At 43.2% G+C, this 16,860-nt stretch carries 12 protein-coding genes; 6 read left to right on the top strand and 6 right to left on the bottom strand.

Going from position 1 to position 16,860, the window contains the following annotated elements; all coding sequences use genetic code 11:
• The first annotated feature begins 10 nt into the window (after window positions 1-10).
• Together H8S63_RS13145 and H8S63_RS13140 are read left to right on the top strand one after the other, a co-directional pair.
• The gene (locus tag H8S63_RS13145; protein WP_186927038.1) at window positions 11-1,171 is read left to right on the top strand and encodes a glycoside hydrolase family 76 protein; all 1,161 of its coding nucleotides are present in this window, start codon (window positions 11-13) and stop codon (window positions 1,169-1,171) included.
• A 38-nt stretch (window positions 1,172-1,209) separates the two neighbouring features.
• Entirely contained in the window at window positions 1,210-2,679 is a 1,470-nt protein-coding gene (locus H8S63_RS13140) for a glycoside hydrolase family 125 protein (RefSeq protein ID WP_186927037.1), read from the top strand.
• Window positions 2,680-2,775: 96 nt separating this feature from the next.
• Here the strand turns inward: H8S63_RS13140 and H8S63_RS13135 are convergent, their stop codons facing one another.
• Window positions 2,776-4,431 (bottom strand): IS1182 family transposase, encoded by a 1,656-nt coding sequence (locus tag H8S63_RS13135; RefSeq protein WP_186927036.1) that lies wholly within the window; start codon window positions 4,429-4,431, stop codon window positions 2,776-2,778.
• Between the two features lie 225 nt (window positions 4,432-4,656).
• Here H8S63_RS13135 and H8S63_RS13130 point away from each other — a divergent pair, with 225 nt between their 5' ends.
• Together H8S63_RS13130 and H8S63_RS13125 are read left to right on the top strand one after the other, a co-directional pair.
• Window positions 4,657-5,721 carry a tyrosine-protein phosphatase gene (locus tag H8S63_RS13130; protein WP_186927035.1) on the top strand — a complete coding sequence of 355 codons (1,065 nt, stop codon included), beginning with the start codon at window positions 4,657-4,659 and terminating at the stop codon, window positions 5,719-5,721.
• Window positions 5,722-5,760: 39 nt separating this feature from the next.
• Window positions 5,761-7,626, top strand: a complete 1,866-nt coding sequence (locus H8S63_RS13125; protein WP_186927034.1) for a DEAD/DEAH box helicase — start codon at window positions 5,761-5,763, stop codon at window positions 7,624-7,626.
• Window positions 7,627-7,777: 151 nt separating this feature from the next.
• On the opposite strand, the gene H8S63_RS13120 is transcribed toward H8S63_RS13125, so the two are convergent.
• From H8S63_RS13120 to ruvB, 4 genes are read right to left on the bottom strand one after another with little or no spacing between them, the layout of a single operon-like run.
• Window positions 7,778-9,919 carry a S46 family peptidase gene (locus H8S63_RS13120; RefSeq protein ID WP_186927033.1) on the bottom strand — a complete coding sequence of 714 codons (2,142 nt, stop codon included), beginning with the start codon at window positions 9,917-9,919 and terminating at the stop codon, window positions 7,778-7,780.
• Window positions 9,920-9,938: 19 nt separating this feature from the next.
• The gene (locus tag H8S63_RS13115) at window positions 9,939-11,294 is read right to left on the bottom strand and encodes a TIGR00341 family protein (protein ID WP_007748686.1); all 1,356 of its coding nucleotides are present in this window, start codon (window positions 11,292-11,294) and stop codon (window positions 9,939-9,941) included.
• Between the two features lie 2 nt (window positions 11,295-11,296).
• Window positions 11,297-12,745: a lipopolysaccharide biosynthesis protein gene (locus H8S63_RS13110; protein ID WP_186927032.1), complete on the bottom strand. Its 1,449-nt coding sequence runs from the start codon at window positions 12,743-12,745 to the stop codon at window positions 11,297-11,299.
• Between the two features lie 45 nt (window positions 12,746-12,790).
• Window positions 12,791-13,825: a Holliday junction branch migration DNA helicase RuvB gene (ruvB, locus tag H8S63_RS13105; RefSeq protein WP_143867118.1), complete on the bottom strand. Its 1,035-nt coding sequence runs from the start codon at window positions 13,823-13,825 to the stop codon at window positions 12,791-12,793.
• A 134-nt stretch (window positions 13,826-13,959) separates the two neighbouring features.
• Between ruvB and H8S63_RS13100 the strand changes: the two genes are divergently transcribed.
• Both H8S63_RS13100 and ybeY read left to right on the top strand, forming a co-directional pair.
• Window positions 13,960-15,192, top strand: coding sequence for a nucleoside recognition domain-containing protein (locus tag H8S63_RS13100; protein WP_186927031.1), 1,233 nt, complete (start codon window positions 13,960-13,962; stop codon window positions 15,190-15,192).
• 16 nt (window positions 15,193-15,208) lie between these two features.
• Window positions 15,209-15,628, top strand: a complete 420-nt coding sequence (gene ybeY, locus H8S63_RS13095) for an rRNA maturation RNase YbeY (protein WP_007748675.1) — start codon at window positions 15,209-15,211, stop codon at window positions 15,626-15,628.
• A 361-nt stretch (window positions 15,629-15,989) separates the two neighbouring features.
• On the opposite strand, the gene H8S63_RS13090 is transcribed toward ybeY, so the two are convergent.
• Window positions 15,990-16,860 (bottom strand): transposase (locus tag H8S63_RS13090; protein ID WP_186927030.1); only part of this gene is annotated, 871 nt, incomplete at its 5' end.

Here is a 16,860-nt window from a genome sequence, read left to right as displayed (position 1 = left end):
TAATAAAATCATGCATTACTTATTAGTGAATATTATTTGTGCATTAACTTTATCGAATGCCAGTTCCGACGTAGAAAGAGCACAGCAGACCCTAGATGCTCTTTACCAAAACTATGCAGCACCCAACACGTGTCTGTTACGTGAGAACTATCCTTTTAACCAAGACAATAAGGCGACTTATCTGGCATCAGAAGAACAAGCAAAAAGACGCAATGAATATTCCTACCTTTGGCCGTATTCGGGCACATCCTCTGCAGTAAATGCATTACTGGAGAGCACTGGAAATAAGAAATATAAAAAGCTTCTGGAAAACAAAGTACTACCAGGATTGGAAGAATACTTCGACACACGAAGAGAACCATTCGCTTACTCATCTTATATCAGCAGTCAACCTCTCTCCGATCGTTTTTATGATGACAACGTCTGGTTAGGTATCGATTTTACCGATTCTTATCGTATGACAGGAAAACAAGCTTATCTGGAGAAAGCTAAACTAATATGGAAGTTTATCCTTAGTGGTAAAGATGACGTACTCGGCGGAGGAATCTACTGGTGCGAACAAAAGAAGGAATCTAAAAATACTTGTTCTAATGCACCGGGAGCCGTATTTGCTCTCAAGCTATTTCAAGCTACTCAAGATGATGCCTATTTAAAAGAAGGAAAAGAGTTATACGAATGGACTAAAAAGAATCTGGAAGATCCAAAAGATCATTTATACTTTGACAACATCTCACTCAACAAAAAAATCGGTCGTGCCAAATTTGCCTACAACAGTGGGCAAATGATGCAAGCAGCTGCCCTACTCTATCAAATTACCAAACAGAAAAGTTATCTGGAAGATGCCCAAAATATAGCAGAAGCGTGTCACAAACACTTCTTCACTCATTTCACCTCTCCAGACGGACAAACGTTCCAATTACTGAAAAAAGGAAATATTTGGTTCACAGCAGTTATGCTAAGAGGTTTTATTGAACTTTATCAAATAGACCATAACAAGACTTATCTAACTGATTTCCAAAAAAGTCTTGATTACGCATGGCATCATGCCAGAGATGAACGGGGCTTGTTCCAGACAGATTGGAGCGGTACAGATAAAAACGAGAAAAAATGGCTCTTGACACAAGCTGCTTTCATAGAAATGTATGGAAGACTAGGCGGAATCGATTTATAATAATCACTTTTAATAACCCTCTTAAAAACAATAGAGATATGAAGAAAAGAAATATCGGAATATGTATCATCACGACCACCCTATTAATGGGAGGTCCTGCTAAAGCTACAGAACTTATTCTGGCTAAGGATCATACCAATGTGGTTAATCAAGCAGTTGAAATTGCCGCTTATAAAAGTAATCGTCCACCCGTAAACAAGCGGCTTTTTACATCAAAAGCCGTGGAAGCGGAAATCACCAGGGTGAAAAAGCTACTTACTAATCAAAAATTGGCATGGATGTTCGAGAATTGTTTTCCAAATACTCTTGAGACAACAGTTCATTACCGTACAACAGACGGTAAGCCTGATACTTTCGTCTACACAGGAGATATCCATGCCATGTGGTTACGCGACTCCGGAGCACAGGTTTGGCCTTATATACAATTAGCGAATAAAGACCCGGAATTGAAGAAAATGCTCGAAGGAGTGATACGCAGACAATTTAAATGTATAAATATCGATCCATACGCCAATGCTTTCAATGACGGGGCTGTGGGAGGAGATTGGATGTCCGACCTGACCGACATGAAACCGGAACTGCACGAACGTAAATGGGAAATAGATTCTCTATGTTACCCACTACGTCTGGCCTATCAATATTGGAAAGAAACCGGTGATGCAAGCATCTTTGATAATGAATGGATACAGGCTATCACCAACATACTGACAACTTTCAAGGAACAACAGCGCAAAGAGGGAGTAGGACCTTATAAATTTCAACGCAAAACGGAACGTGCACTCGATACATTAAACAACAACGGTTTAGGTGCTCCTGTGAATCCTGTCGGACTCATTGTTTCAGCCTTCCGTCCGTCTGACGATGCGACAACTTTACAGTTCCTCGTACCGTCTAATTTCTTCGCTGTTTCTTCTCTAAAGAAAGCTGCGGAAATTCTGAATGTTGTAAACAAAAACACCAGTCTGGCGAAACAATGCACAGATTTGGCATTAGAAGTGGAAGCTGCATTAAAAAAATATGCAACTTACAATCATCCTAAATATGGTACAATCTATGCTTTCGAAGTAGACGGATTCGGAAATCATCTCTTAATGGATGATGCCAACGTACCAAGTCTGTTGGCAATGCCTTATCTGGGGGATGTAGACATTAACGATCCTATTTATCAAAACACACGTCGTTTTGTATGGAGCAAAGACAACCCCTACTTCTTCAAAGGAAAGGCAGGAGAAGGTATTGGAGGACCTCACATCGGTTATGATATGGTATGGCCTATGAGTATCATGATGAAGGCATTCACCAGTCAGGACGACCAGGAAATTAAGTCTTGCATAAAAATGCTGATGGATACAGACGCAGGAACAGGATTCATGCACGAATCTTTCCATAAGGATGACCCTAAAAACTTCACACGCGCCTGGTTTGCATGGCAAAACACCTTATTTGGTGAGCTCATTTTAAAGTTGGTCAACGAAGGAAAAATAGATCTATTGAACAGCATACAGTAAAATAAATTATAAGATAGCCATTCAATTCGAAGGTGTGTCGTAATGCACGATGCACCTTCTTTCTTGTTCATCACTATATAAATCGGTTTATTTTCTTCAAGCTGCGATAATTCGAAGATTTCTTTGATTTATGTGTCTCCAGCATCTAAATAAAGCGACAGTAAGCTCATAAAACCATCCAATCAGCCAATTCATACCTTCTTTTGTCAGTTTTGCACACATCTTTTTTATATTGAAGGCAATGGCTAGGAAGGCAAAGTCCATGAAGACCTTGTCCTTTCCAAAATGTCGGAAACGTTTGTAGTTCATATTGTTTTTAATTTGTCCGAACACGGCTTCCGGTTCTATGCATCTCTGCCCTCTGTGTTTCAGTCCTTTCTCAGAGCAGAGCAGTTCTTTGGCTCTCCGCTTGTATTGTCTAAGCCTATGATTCAGTTCTATCGTCCTGTTTCCTTTTGCTTTAAAACAGCGGCATCGCAGGGGACAGCCTTCACACCTGACAGCTCTGTACCGTGCATTTTCGCTGACATATCCGGATGCGGTTTTCACATTCCTGGTGCCTATCCTCCGCATCCTTTGCCCCATAGGGCAGATGCAGAAGTCATGTTCTTCATTGTAGTAGAAGTTTTCGGCCTTGAACGGGTCCGGTTTGAATCTCGGCCGCTGCTCCATGTGGAAATAGTTGTACTTTACGTAGGCTTCCATGCCGTTTTCGGACATGAAGCGGTAATTCTCTTCGGAGCCATAGCCGGAATCAGCAACCACCGTATGGGCCATCCGGTCATACCTGTTTGAAAAAGATTGCAGGAAAGGAATCAGGGTCAGTGTATCCGTAGGGTTCGGGAAGAGTGCAAAATCGGTGATGAACTGATTTTCGGTGCCGATTTGAAGGTTGTAACCGGGCTTCGTCTGTCCGTTGCGCATGGCATCCTCCTTCATTCTCATAAAAGTAGCGTCCTTGTCCGTCTTGGAATAGGAATTCCTCTCTTGCAGCGTTTCCAGATGGCAGTCGTATTCCTGCAGTTTGTCCCTGTGTTCTTCCAGTTCCTTCAGCTGTTTGCGTTTCTTTTTCAACGCAGTCTTTTCCTCTTTCGCGGATGGCTCGGAAACCTTTTCTAGTGCATGACGCAATTCTCCTGCCATTTCAGTCAGCATGGCCGGAGTGAACTCAACCTCCTCATTGTTCTCTGATGACTTCTCCCGGACAATGACATCGTCTATCTGCCCTAACAGGACATGTATCTTCTTCATCAGGCGTTCACGGTTCCGCTCAACCGTTTTTCGCCAGACGAAAGTGTACTTGTTGGCTTTGGATTCGATCTTTGTCCCGTCAATGTATTCCACATTCAGGCTGATGAAGCCTTTGGAAGAGAGAAGAAGTACGGTTTGCGTAAACACCTCGTTGATTTCCTTCTTCACCCGGTTGCGGAAACGGTTGATGGTAATGAAATCCGGTTTCTCATATCCGGCCAGCCAGATATAATGGATGTCACGGTGAAGGAGCTTTTCAATTTTCCGGCAGGAGTAGATGTTGTTCATATAGGCATACAGAATGACCTTGAGCATCATCTTGGGGTGGTAAGGGCTGCGGCCGCATTCCTTATACAGCTTTCTGAAACTTTCAAGATTCAAGCCCTCAACCAGGGCGTCAACCATGCGCACCGGATCGTTTTCTGCAATATCCTCATCAATTCTTGGAGGAAAAAGCACTGTTTGGTTGGGATTGTAAGGACGAAAATGTATCTTTGTCATAGTATAAAATCTTATGCCTAAAGATACGAAATCTTTAGGTAATAACAAAGCCCCAGCTTGTGAAAGTCGGGGCTTTGTGCGTAAAAGAAAGAAGGGGTGCATTTTGACACACCTTCTTTTCAACACGTAAATTACTATTAACATTGACTAATTATCGCAAAGGAATTACCACATCTGCCGATAATTCCTAACTTTGCGTATATGATTTACTCAGACAAAAAAACTATGTACAAGAACCTGTTAAGCTGGCTTACCATTCTACTGGGGCTTTCCTCCTGTTCCGGCACCTCACCGACCATATCGGTGGTATGTGAAGAAAATAACATAGGAAACAGTGTCATCAAATGGGAAACAGCTCCCTTGCTGAAAGGACAGGTACAAGTCTATGCTTCCACATCCCCCACATTGATTCCTGAAGAATCTCCTGTGGCAATGAGTAATATCTCCGACGGAAAAATGACAATCATCACCGAAGATCCTTCCCAACGCTATTACTATATGATGGTATTCAACAACAAATACCGGGTCAGAGTAGCTACCCGCAATGTCAATATTCCCGGCGTACAGAACTTTCGTGATCTGGGAGGATATAAATCTACCGATACAGGGAAAATGATCAGTTGGGGGATGCTCTATCGTTCTGCACAGATAGACAGCATTTCTCCCGGTTCGCGCCGTGAACTCAAAAATATGGGCATACGCACCATCATAGATCTCCGTTCCGAAGAAGAACTCCACAATTACCCGCAACTGGATGATAAGGAATTTAGAATAGTCCATATCCCCATCCCGACAGGAAATATGGAAAGTATCCTGCAAGGAATCCGGAAAGAGAAAATAAAAAGCGACACCATTTACCGGTTGGTAGAACGTATGAACCGGAAATTAGTAGCAAATTACCAAAAAGAGTTCAGAGAAGTGTTCGACATACTTCTCAATCCGGACTGTTATCCGGCTGTGATTCATTGTACATCCGGAAAAGGACGGACAGGGGTAGTATCAGCCTTGCTGCTTGCCGCATTAGGGGTCAATGAAGACGTGATTATGTCCGATTATCGTTTAAGTAATGATTATTTCAACATTCCCAAAGCTTCAAAATATGCCTACGAGTTACCGGCAAATTCACAGGAAGCAATTACCACCATTTACTCGGCTAAAGAAGACTTTCTGAATGCCGCCAAAGACCAAATCGAGTCAGAATATGGAAGCATACAGGGCTATTTGGAGAAAGGAATCGGACTTTCAACAGAAGAAATAAGGCAGTTACGCAGCATATTGTTAATAAATTGACTATCTTTGCAGCCGAAATAAAAGATATACAGAGATTTAATGAAGACATTTGAAGAGCTTGGCGTTTCTCCGGAGATACGTAGAGCAATTGAAGAAATGGGATACGAGAATCCCATGCCGGTACAAGAAGAAGTGATTCCGTACCTTTTAGGAGAAAATAATGATGTAGTAGCTCTTGCACAGACAGGAACAGGTAAAACAGCCGCATTCGGTTTGCCCTTGCTCCAACAGATTGACGTAAAAAACAGAATTCCACAATCGCTTATCCTCTGCCCTACCCGCGAGCTTTGTCTCCAGATAGCAGGAGATCTGAACGACTATTCCAAATACATTGACGGACTGAAAGTGCTGCCTGTATATGGTGGTTCTTCCATCGACAGTCAGATACGCAGCTTGAAAAGGGGAGTACATATCATTGTCGCCACTCCCGGACGTTTGCTGGATTTGATGGAACGCAAAACCGTATCTCTATCGACCATCCGCAATGTTGTGATGGACGAAGCGGACGAGATGCTGAACATGGGATTTACGGAAAGTATCAACGCTATTCTTGCCGATGTTCCAAAGGAGCGTAACACATTGCTTTTCTCGGCAACGATGAGCCCGGAAATCGCACGTATTTCAAAGAATTACCTGCAGAACGCAAAGGAAATCACGATTGGCCGTAAAAACGAAAGCACCAGTAACGTAAAGCACGTTGCCTATACGGTGCACGCCAAAGATAAATACGAAGCGCTGAAACGCATCGTTGACTATTATCCGCAGATCTACGGTATCATCTTCTGCCGCACACGTAAGGAAACTCAAGAGATTGCAGACAAACTGATGCAGGAGGGTTATAACGCTGATTCACTGCACGGTGAACTTTCGCAGGCGCAACGCGATGCTGTAATGCAGAAATTCCGTATCCGCAACTTGCAACTGCTTGTCGCTACGGACGTAGCTGCCCGTGGTCTGGACGTGGACGACCTGACTCATGTCATCAATTACGGATTGCCGGATGACACGGAAAGTTATACCCACCGTAGCGGTCGTACGGGACGTGCCGGAAAGACTGGTACTTCTATCGCTATCATCAACCTTCGCGAGAAAGGAAAGATGCGCGAGATAGAGCGCATTATCGGCAAAAAATTCATTCCGGGCGAAATGCCGACGGCAACCGGAATCTGTCAGAAGCAGTTGCTGAAAGTGATTGACGAACTTGAAAAGGTGAAAGTCAATGAGGAAGAGATTGCCGAGTTCATGCCGGACATTTACCGCAAACTGGAATGGTTAAGCAAGGAAGACTTGATTAAACGCATGGTGTCGCATGAGTTCAACCGTTTCGCTGAATATTACCGTAACCGTGCCGAAATAGAGATCCCGACCGACAGTCGCGGAGAACGTGCCGGACGGGGTGATCGCAAAGAAGGTGGTTTCGAGAAAAGAAGCAGGAAAGCCGCTCCGGGCTTCAACCGTCTGTTCATCAACTTGGGTAAGACGGACAGTTTCTTCCCTAGCGATCTTATCGGTCTGCTCAACAGCAATACACGCGGACGTATTGAGCTTGGACGTATCGACCTGATGCAGAACTTCTCTTTCTTCGAAGTTCCGGAAAAGGAGACGATCAATGTAGTAAAAGCTTTAAGTCGCAGTAAATGGAACGGACGCAAAGTGGTAGTGGAAGTATCCAACGAAGAAGGAGGTAAAGAACGTGCCCCACGCCGCGAGAATAAGGATAGAAAGTCCAAAGAGGTCTCGGTAAAAGGTTCCAAAGCGGGCAAGAAAGAGAAACCAAGCCGTGCCGAACGAGGATACGCAAACGCACGTGGTCCTAAAAAGAAGGATGATTGGCAAGCATTCTTCAAAGATAAAGAGCCTGACTTCAGCGAAGAAGGATGGGCACGCAGAAAACCGAAGAAATAGATTCACCACAGATTACACGGATTAACACAGATTAAGACGAAGATTAAACGTGAATTGAAGAAAGAAAAGAATAAAACGTTTCTCCTCTCTTAATCTGTGTTAATCCGTGTAATCTGTGGTGAAAAAGACTTCGGTATACATATAAACTGTTTTATTTGGCTATTTTCAACTCCTTGATAAGATTCCCTGCTTTTCCGTACTTTTCTATAATAAAAAGTACATAACGGATGTCTACACCTATACAACGTTGAAGTTCGGGTTCAAAGACAATATCACTGCTCATTGCTTCCCAATTACCATCGAATGCCAGTCCCAACAATTCACCTTTACCATTAAACATGGCACTGCCGGAATTTCCTCCCGTAATATCATTGTTAGAGATAAAGCAAACACTCATATCCCCCTTTTCATTAGCATATCTACCGAAATCACCGGAAGAAAACAGACTCAGCAGTTCCGGCTGGACAGCAAAGTCAATATCTCCGGCGTGCTCTTTCACCTTTTCAAAGATTCCTTTTACAGTCGTATAATAATCATAAACAGCTCCGTCAAAAGGTGAGTAACCGTTCACCGTCCCAAAGCTCAAACGCATGGTAGAATTAGCGTCGGGGTAGAAGTTATGGTCGGCATACATACGACGCATGGCAGCATTGAACACACGCTCCCCCTGTTCTATCTGTTCGGAAGCCTCAGAAATACTTTGATTCATCTCATAATACTTCACTATCAGATCGAGACTTAAAGCTACAGCCGGATCCTCAAATAAGTTATAGGTAGTATCCCGCTCCAAGAAACGTTTCAGACCTTTGGAAGAGGTTATTTGGGACGTGGCATACAGAGAATCCACATAGGCCTGAATGTTCCCGTTGTAAAGCGTATCAATCTTCTCATACATGGCAGGCAGATACTTCTTGTCTACTTTTGCCTGATATTCTTTGAGCATGGAGACAAAGACTTCTTTGTCAATGGCAAGATCCAGATTGTCATATTTCTCCAATAGTTTCTTGATACGTGTAACTACCTGCTTCTCTTCCGCCTCAAAATCGAAATTCAGGATTTCCAAGGCAAGCTGAACCAGTTCAGGACCATTAATAAATGCTTCACCGAAATAGGCTAAGGCATGATTTGTCTCCCGACGACCGCTGTAACTCAATTCCAAAGAAGAAAAAAGACGAAGAAGCTTTTCTCTTTCCGCCGGATGAGATTGAATCCATTCGCGAAGCGCAGCCTCAGCCGCCCGTTTCTTTTCCAGAACTTTCAAATGCTTGATAGCCTTATTTGTTCCAATGCTGTTTTTCCAGTAGTTAGAGCTCTCGTCGTACTTTGAAGCATATTTGATACGAATATCCGGACGATGGTCCATCTCCCGCTTCCAGATAGCCTGCTTCACTCCACGCACATCAATCATAGCCTGATTAATGCCGTTCATCATTTCTTCGATACCGTACGAAGAAAGATAACGTTCCGTACTTCCCGGATAACCAAGCGTCATGCAGAACGAGCCTTCCCTATAGCCATCCAGAGAGATAGGAGCTACATATTCGGGGTGATAGGGAACGTTTTCGGGGGAATAGTCCGCCGGACCGTTTTGGGCATTGGCGTAAATACGGAATACGCTAAAATCACCAGTATGACGCGGCCACATCCAATTATCCGTATCCCACCCGAATTTACCGACAGAAGAAGGAGGAGCAAAAACCAGGCGTACATCATTATAATCCCGATAGACGGAAAGCCAAAATTCATTTCCCGCATAATAAGCGTCTACAACACCGGTCAAGGTAGAATCCTTTTCGGAAACTTCCATTCCGATTACATTCATGATAGAGTCGACGGCTACCCTGCGTTCCGCTTCTGTTCTGGCATATTTGGCAGCAGACAGTACCCGCTTGGTGACATCTTCCGTGCGAAGCAGAAAACGGACATACAACTCCGGATTCGGCAGTTCTTCTTGAAGGCTACGCGCCACGAAGCCATCTTTCAGATAATCGCACTCCACCGAAGAGTGTTGCTGAATACTGCTGAACCCGCAGTGATGGTTAGTAAAAACCAGCCCGTCGTCCGAGACCACCACTCCCGAGCAAAAACCTCCAAAGCTAACCACAGCATCCGCAAGACACGGTTTCTTCGGATTATAAAGTTTGTTTACAGGCATCTGCAAACCAAGATCTTTCATCACCCGTTCTGTCTGCTTGTTCTTTTTAAGGTTTCCCAACAACCACATTCCCTCATCGGCAAAAGCATTCGAGAGACAGATAGAAAGAAGCACGACGGCGGTTAGTCTGAATTTCATGTTCTTATTTTTAGATTCATTATTCTGTAATCAGTCGCAACTGCTTGGCTCCCACCCTAGCTTTCAGCCATTCGCAGATTTTCTCTTTCTCGGCAACGGAGGGGCGTTTGGAGAATTTCAATACAGCCAATGTGACTGTATCCGTTTTCAACGAATCAACCCGTACCTCAAGTGAATGAGCAATGGAAAGAGTGGTAATGGAAGGATAAAGTACCTTCAACTCAGGAACCAGTTTACGGCTCATTGCATCATATGTCTTGTATTCTTCCAAAGTTTTCTCCAGTTGGGAGATCTTCACTTTCTGTTCCTGAAGCCGTTGCTCACTGTTCTTGTAGAAGTCTTCCATCACCATAGCACGAATGGAAGACACATCTACCGCTTCATTATTCATCCCCTGCAATACAATTAACTTTGTATCGTCCAGCTTATATTCTTTCAATTTGCTGCGAGCGATGGAGATGGACGCATCCGGCACCTCAGAGCCGATCAGGACAACGCGGACTTCTTTATGTTCATAACTGATTTTTTTGTCGAGTACCTGCGTATTGTCAAATCCCAGCTGTTCGTTAATAAAACGATTGGCTGCCGCTTCGTAGAAAGTACTTTTTATAATGCCGTAGGTCAGGTAAACGGCCGGACACATCGTCAGAATGACGATCAGAACAATGTACTTGCGTACAGTCTTCTCACGGGTTTTATCTACAAACTCTTTCCGTTGGAAGTGCATCACACGGACACCGAGAAAAGTAGCTAGACTGATAAATACGGAGTTGATGAAATAGAGATAGAAGGCTCCCAAAAAATAAATCAGATTACCGGACGCCAATCCGTATCCTGCCGTACAAAGCGGCGGCATTAATGCAGTAGCGATAGCAACTCCCGGAATCACATTTCCTTTTTCCTTGGTAGAGAGAGCTACCACACCTGCCAAACCACCAAAAAGCGCGATGAATACATCATAAATAGTGGGCGATGTACGTGCCAGCAGTTCTGACTGTGAACCAGCAATAGGGGCAAGAAGGAAGAAGATAGTGGCCGTCGTCACACTGAAAGCGGTCGTTATGAGAAAGCTCTTTAAAGAGCGTTTCATTAATTCGAAGTCGTTCAGTCCGACAGAGAGTCCTACTCCCATAATAGGTCCCATCAGTGGAGAAATCAACATGGCACCGATAATTACTGCAGTAGAGTTTACATTCAATCCGAGTGATGCCATAAAGATGGCAAAAATCAGGATCCATAAATTGGCACCTTTGAACTCTACACCTTTACGGATAGAATCCACGGTGGCCAGTTCGTTATCCTTGTCTTTTTTCAAGTCCAGATATTCTCCCAGAAAGGACTTGATAGCAAACTTATTACGTTCATCTGTCTTCATAGTTATTTCTTCTTTATAAAGCGATTAATAACAGGAATCTGACTCAATGGTAAATCCTTTTTGATAATATAAGCTATAAATAGCAATAAAAGTACGGTACGGAAAGCAAGACGGAGCACAAGATTAGAGATAGGCACTTGTTCCCCGAGAATGTACAAAACGGCAGCTAACGCCACATAGCAACCGATTCCCCGCAGGTCATACCCGATAGGGTATTTCTTCTGACCGACAAAATAGGACAGAAGCATAGCCACAGCATAACCGGTGAAACCTGCCCATGCACAAGCCATATACCCATATATAGGAATCAAGAAAATATTCATCAGTACGACAATGAGACAAGCAATCAGCGAGAAGTAAGCTCCCCATTTGGTCTCATCCGTCAACTTATACCAGAAAGAAAGGTTGAAATAAATACCCATAAACATCTCGGCAATCATCACAATAGGAACTACACGAAGTCCCTCCCAATAATCACGGCCTATGACATACCGCAAAATATCCAAGTAGAACATCACCGCCAGAAAAGCAAGCACGGTGAAAATGATAAAGAACTTCATAGCCTGTGCATACATCTGTTTGTTATCCTTATCCTTGCTCTTGCCAAACACAAAGGGCTCATAAGCAAAACGGAAGGCTTGGGTAAACATTGCCATAATCATGGCTATCTTACTGGTTGCCCCGTAAATGCCAAGTTGCACGGCTGCTTCAGCCTCATCCGGATAGACAAACGGGAAAATAATCTTATCGGCTACCTGGTTCAAGATTCCGGCAATACCGAGAATCAACATCGGAAACGAATAATAGAGCATTCGTTTCATCAAAGAACGGTCAATGCAATAACGGAAAGCACGAAATTCCGGTATTAGTCCCATCATCACCGTAAACGAACAAATCAAATTTATCAAGAAAGCAGCTCCTACATCCGTACCTTTCAGAACCACGAAATAAGTGATATTCAAAGAAATACTGATAAATATAAAGAGTAGCTTCAGCCCCGCAAACTTGATGGGACGTTTCTTATAACGCAGATATGCAAAAGGAATGGCTTGTATGGCGTCCATCGCAATCACGATGAGCATCATCCCTAAATACCAAGGATGTTCTCCATAACCGAATAAATCGGCAATAGGAGACAAAAACAGAAGACAGAGAAGTAAAAAAGTAAGAGAGACACTACTCACCATCAACAAAGAGGTAGAATATACCCGATTCGGATCATCATCTCCCTTATTTGCAAAACGGAAAAAACCGGTTTCCATACCAAAAGTCAGCAATACGAGTAATAAAGCTACAATGGCATACATATTAGTGATTACCCCATAGCCACCACTCGAAGCCGGAAGGGAGATCGTATAGACAGGCACCAACAGATAATTGAGGAATTTCCCTATAATACTGCTTGCACCATAAATTGCTGTGTCTTTTGCCAATGATTTTAATTCTGCCATTTTTATTAGTGATTAGTTGTTTGGTGGTCAATGATTAAACGATCATTAATCACCAAACAACGTTTTCTGGTTTCCGCTATAAAGACTTCTTCCCAAATGTTTATAAGCAAGCTCCGTCACTTCACGCCCGCGAGGAGTACGTTTCATGAATCCTTCTTTTATGAGGAAAGGCTCATATACCTCTTCAATGGTTCCCGCATCTTCTCCTAAAGCGGTTGCAATAGTCGTCAGTCCCACAGGACCACCTTTGAACTTGTCTATAATCGTGCAGAGAATCTTGTTATCTATTTCATCCAAGCCGTATTTATCGATGTTCAGTGCTTCCAATGCAAACTGAGCTATCTCCGTATCAATAGAGCCGGAGCCTTTCACCTGCGCAAAGTCACGTACCCGACGGAGCAACGCATTGGCTATACGAGGGGTTCCACGACTGCGGGAAGCGATCTCAGCCGCCGCACGTATCGAACAAGGCACATCCAATATAGATGCGGAACGACGAATTATGCTACTCAAGATATCATCATCGTAATACTCCAGATGCAGGTTAATACCGAAACGGGCACGAAGCGGAGCTGTCAGCAAACCACTACGTGTTGTCGCTCCAACTAACGTAAAAGGATTCAAATCAATTTGAATGCTGCGCGCAGAAGGCCCCTTATCAATCATAATATCGATACGATAGTCTTCCATAGCAGAGTAAAGATACTCTTCTACTACCGGAGACAACCGATGAATCTCATCAATAAAAAGCACATCATTCGGCTCAAGACTAGTTAATACACCTGCCAAATCTCCTGGCTTATCAAGTACAGGACCGGAAGTTACTTTAAATCCAACTCCCAATTCGTTGGCAATAATATTCGAAAGAGTTGTTTTTCCTAATCCGGGAGGACCGTGAAGCAGCACATGATCGAGTGCTTCTCCACGCAGGCGCGCCGCCTTCACAAAAATGCGAAGGTTTTCCACCACCTTGTCCTGTCCACTGAAGTCCTCAAAGCTTAACGGACGGAGTGCATTCTCGAAATCCCGTTCTTTTGAAGTAAGCTGATGTTCGCGTATGTTAAAATCTTCCTGTTCCATTTATTTCTTGAAAGTAGGAGACAAAGATAGAGATTTACATTCATTTTCAGTATAAGAAAGCTGAATAAAAAAGCCTGATAGCATGAAAAGCAACGATAAAATATTACTTTTGCATTATCTATATACAATCAACTATGGTTCTAAATTACATTTGGATAGGATTCTTTGTTATTGCTTTCATCATCGCCCTCCTGAAAGTTATTTTTCTTGGAGACACAGAGATATTCACTGCTATCATGAACTCTACATTCGACTCTTCAAAGACCGCTTTTGAAATCTCGCTAGGTCTTACAGGAGTATTGGCGCTTTGGTTGGGTATCATGAAGATTGGTGAGAACAGTGGATTGATTAATGCACTGGCCCGCTTTCTAAGTCCGGTGCTTTGCCGCTTGTTTCCGGACATTCCTAAAGGGCATCCGGTGCTAGGCTCCATCTTTATGAATATGTCTGCCAATATGCTCGGTTTGGACAATGCCGCCACCCCGTTGGGACTGAAAGCCATGAAAGAGCTGCAGGAACTGAATCCGAAAAAAGACACTGCTTCCAATCCGATGATTATGTTTTTGGTGATTAATACCTCCGGCCTTATCATCATTCCGATCAGTATCATGGTGTATCGTGCACAAATGGGGGCTGCACAGCCTACAGATGTATTTATCCCTATTCTGCTAAGTACTTTCATTTCAACTCTAGTAGGAGTCATAGCAGTCAGCATCGCTCAAAAGATAAACTTAATCAATAAGCCTATTCTCCTTTTAATGGGCGTTATCTGCCTTTTCTTTTCCGGCTTGATTTATCTGTTCCTAAGCGTTTCACGAGAGGATATGGGTACTTATTCTACATTGATAGCGAATATTCTGCTGTTCAGTGTCATCATCCTGTTTATTTTGACGGGAGTCAGGAAAAAAATCAATGTATACGATTCATTTGTAGAGGGAGCTAAAGAAGGGTTTACGACGGCTGTGCGCATCATCCCTTATCTGGTTGCTTTTCTTGTAGGAATTGCAGTGTTCCGCACTTCAGGAGCAATGGATTTTCTGGTGGGAGGCATCGGTTATATAGTAGGTCTATGTGGGGTTGATACAAGCTTTGTCGGAGCCTTGCCTACTGCACTGATGAAATCACTTAGTGGCAGCGGTGCAAACGGCCTGATGATTGATACGATGAAAGAACTAGGACCGGATTCGTTTGTAGGACGTATGAGTTGTGTAGTTCGCGGAGCTTCGGACACCACATTCTACATTCTGGCCGTTTATTTCGGCAGTGTGGGGATCACCAAGACTCGTAATGCGGTGACTTGCGGTCTGATAGCAGACTTCTCGGGTATCATAGCCGCTATCTTAATCAGTTATTTATTTTTCTTTTAAATCATAACATTCAATTATGGCTGTAACTTATCAAACAGAAGGCGTAAAAATGCCTGATATCAAGAAACGTGAGACTACGGAATGGATAAAAGCCGTAGCTGCTTCTTACGGGAAAAGACTCGGTGAAATCGCTTATATCTTCTGCTCGGACGAAAAGATTCTAGAGGTAAACCGTCAGTATCTGCAACATGACTACTACACGGACATCATTACTTTTGATTATTGTGAAGGCGATCGTTTATCAGGCGACTTATTCATTAGTCTGGACACAATACGCACTAACGCGGAGCAATTTGGCGCTTCTTATGACAACGAACTGCACCGTGTCATTATCCACGGAATTCTTCATCTTTGCGGTATTAACGATAAAGGACCCGGAGAACGGGAAATTATGGAAGCTGCGGAGAATAAGGCATTGGCTATGCGACAAGTGTAAGCAAACCTCCACAGCAAACGGTTTCAAAAAGTAATCAGTTTACTAAAACATACTATACTGTAACATACACTAACTATAATGAAGACGCCCCATCGTAATCACTACGACGGAGCGTTTTCATTAGCAACGGAATTGCTAGGGATATTCAGTAAATGTTCCTCTTTCTAAAAAATCAAGAGAAAAGCTTTGCTTTACGTGAGCTTTTCTCTTGATTTTTTCGTTCAACTCTCCCAGTCTTCTATCTTTTTTGTAGAATATTGTTTACATATTCTTGTTTTTTCCTTCCCACCCATGCATTATGTACATGTCTTTTTTAGGGGAAGTTAAAACCTCTCCTGTTTTTCCTGTTATTTTAGTCAGATTATGCTGCCTTTCTTTTTTTCTTTTCGACCTTTTCTATCATACATACCGCATTGGCTGTATGTATCCCAAAGAAAATCCAAAGTACTTCCGTTTTCCTGTTTCTAGCTTTTATCCTGGCCAGTGAGTAATGTTGTTTCTGCGTTCCAAAACTTCCTTCCAGGCGGGTAGCTCTTTCGCGGCTGAGTTCCGACCGTAAGATTCTCCGAAGCGGCTCATCTTTGGCAGCTCTGCCCTTACGCTTAAAGGAAGTACTTATATGATATTTTGTACAAAATTTCCGGTTGGCATTATTGGCATAGATTGAATCCGCCGCAAGCGCCTTAACCCTAACCCCGGTCAGTTGTTGTTGCAGATGAATACAGTCTTTCAAACGTACTCCTTCGTTAAAAGCCTTAAAGGAGATATGTTCTATAAAGGAGATTCCGTCTATCTGTATATTGTTGACTTTGGCTCCGAATTCAACGGATTTGGTTTCCTTGCCTCTGATAATGGGGCGAAGGTAATGCCGGTCGATACTCACGATACGGTTGGACACTTTTTTGCCTGCAAATAAATTCTTCCCTTGCTCAAGGACTGTCTGTATGACCGAGAAACGTCTTTGGTAATCAGAGGATAGTGCAAGCCTGTTCCTGTAGGATGAATGAAGCTGCTCCAGCTGGTCAAGTAACTTTTCCAATAACTGAAGTAACCTTCGTGTAATCATACGAGTCTGTGATTTCCTGCGTTTACGCAGTTTGCTATAAGCAAGACAGGCACGGCGTACATCAAGATACTTGTTACGGGGACGTTGTATGTGCAAGGTCTGGCAATGTTTGCACAGATGACGATGAAGCCATACAATACCTTCCCATAAGAGTTTGGTATCAGTA

Origin of the sequence: Bacteroides sp. NSJ-39, assembly GCF_014287315.1 — a bacterium.
Taxonomy (GTDB): Bacteria; Bacteroidota; Bacteroidia; order Bacteroidales; family Bacteroidaceae; genus Bacteroides; species Bacteroides finegoldii.
Note: the sequence above shows the minus strand (reverse complement) of the source record. Positions and strands in the feature narration are given on the sequence as shown.

Excerpts from the sequence above, each read along its gene's own strand:
- H8S63_RS13135 (WP_186927036.1), bottom strand. The coding sequence starts at position 4,431 with ATGACAAAGATACATTTTCGTCCTTACAATCCCAACCAAACAGTGCTT.
- H8S63_RS13100 (WP_186927031.1), top strand. The coding sequence starts at position 13,960 with ATGGTTCTAAATTACATTTGGATAGGATTCTTTGTTATTGCTTTCATC.
- ruvB (WP_143867118.1), bottom strand. The coding sequence starts at position 13,825 with ATGGAACAGGAAGATTTTAACATACGCGAACATCAGCTTACTTCAAAA.
- H8S63_RS13140 (WP_186927037.1), top strand. The coding sequence starts at position 1,210 with ATGAAGAAAAGAAATATCGGAATATGTATCATCACGACCACCCTATTA.
- H8S63_RS13145 (WP_186927038.1), top strand. The coding sequence starts at position 11 with ATGCATTACTTATTAGTGAATATTATTTGTGCATTAACTTTATCGAAT.
- H8S63_RS13120 (WP_186927033.1), bottom strand. The coding sequence starts at position 9,919 with ATGAAATTCAGACTAACCGCCGTCGTGCTTCTTTCTATCTGTCTCTCG.
- H8S63_RS13130 (WP_186927035.1), top strand. The coding sequence starts at position 4,657 with ATGTACAAGAACCTGTTAAGCTGGCTTACCATTCTACTGGGGCTTTCC.
- H8S63_RS13125 (WP_186927034.1), top strand. The coding sequence starts at position 5,761 with ATGAAGACATTTGAAGAGCTTGGCGTTTCTCCGGAGATACGTAGAGCA.
- H8S63_RS13110 (WP_186927032.1), bottom strand. The coding sequence starts at position 12,745 with ATGGCAGAATTAAAATCATTGGCAAAAGACACAGCAATTTATGGTGCA.
- H8S63_RS13115 (WP_007748686.1), bottom strand. The coding sequence starts at position 11,294 with ATGAAGACAGATGAACGTAATAAGTTTGCTATCAAGTCCTTTCTGGGA.
- ybeY (WP_007748675.1), top strand. The coding sequence starts at position 15,209 with ATGGCTGTAACTTATCAAACAGAAGGCGTAAAAATGCCTGATATCAAG.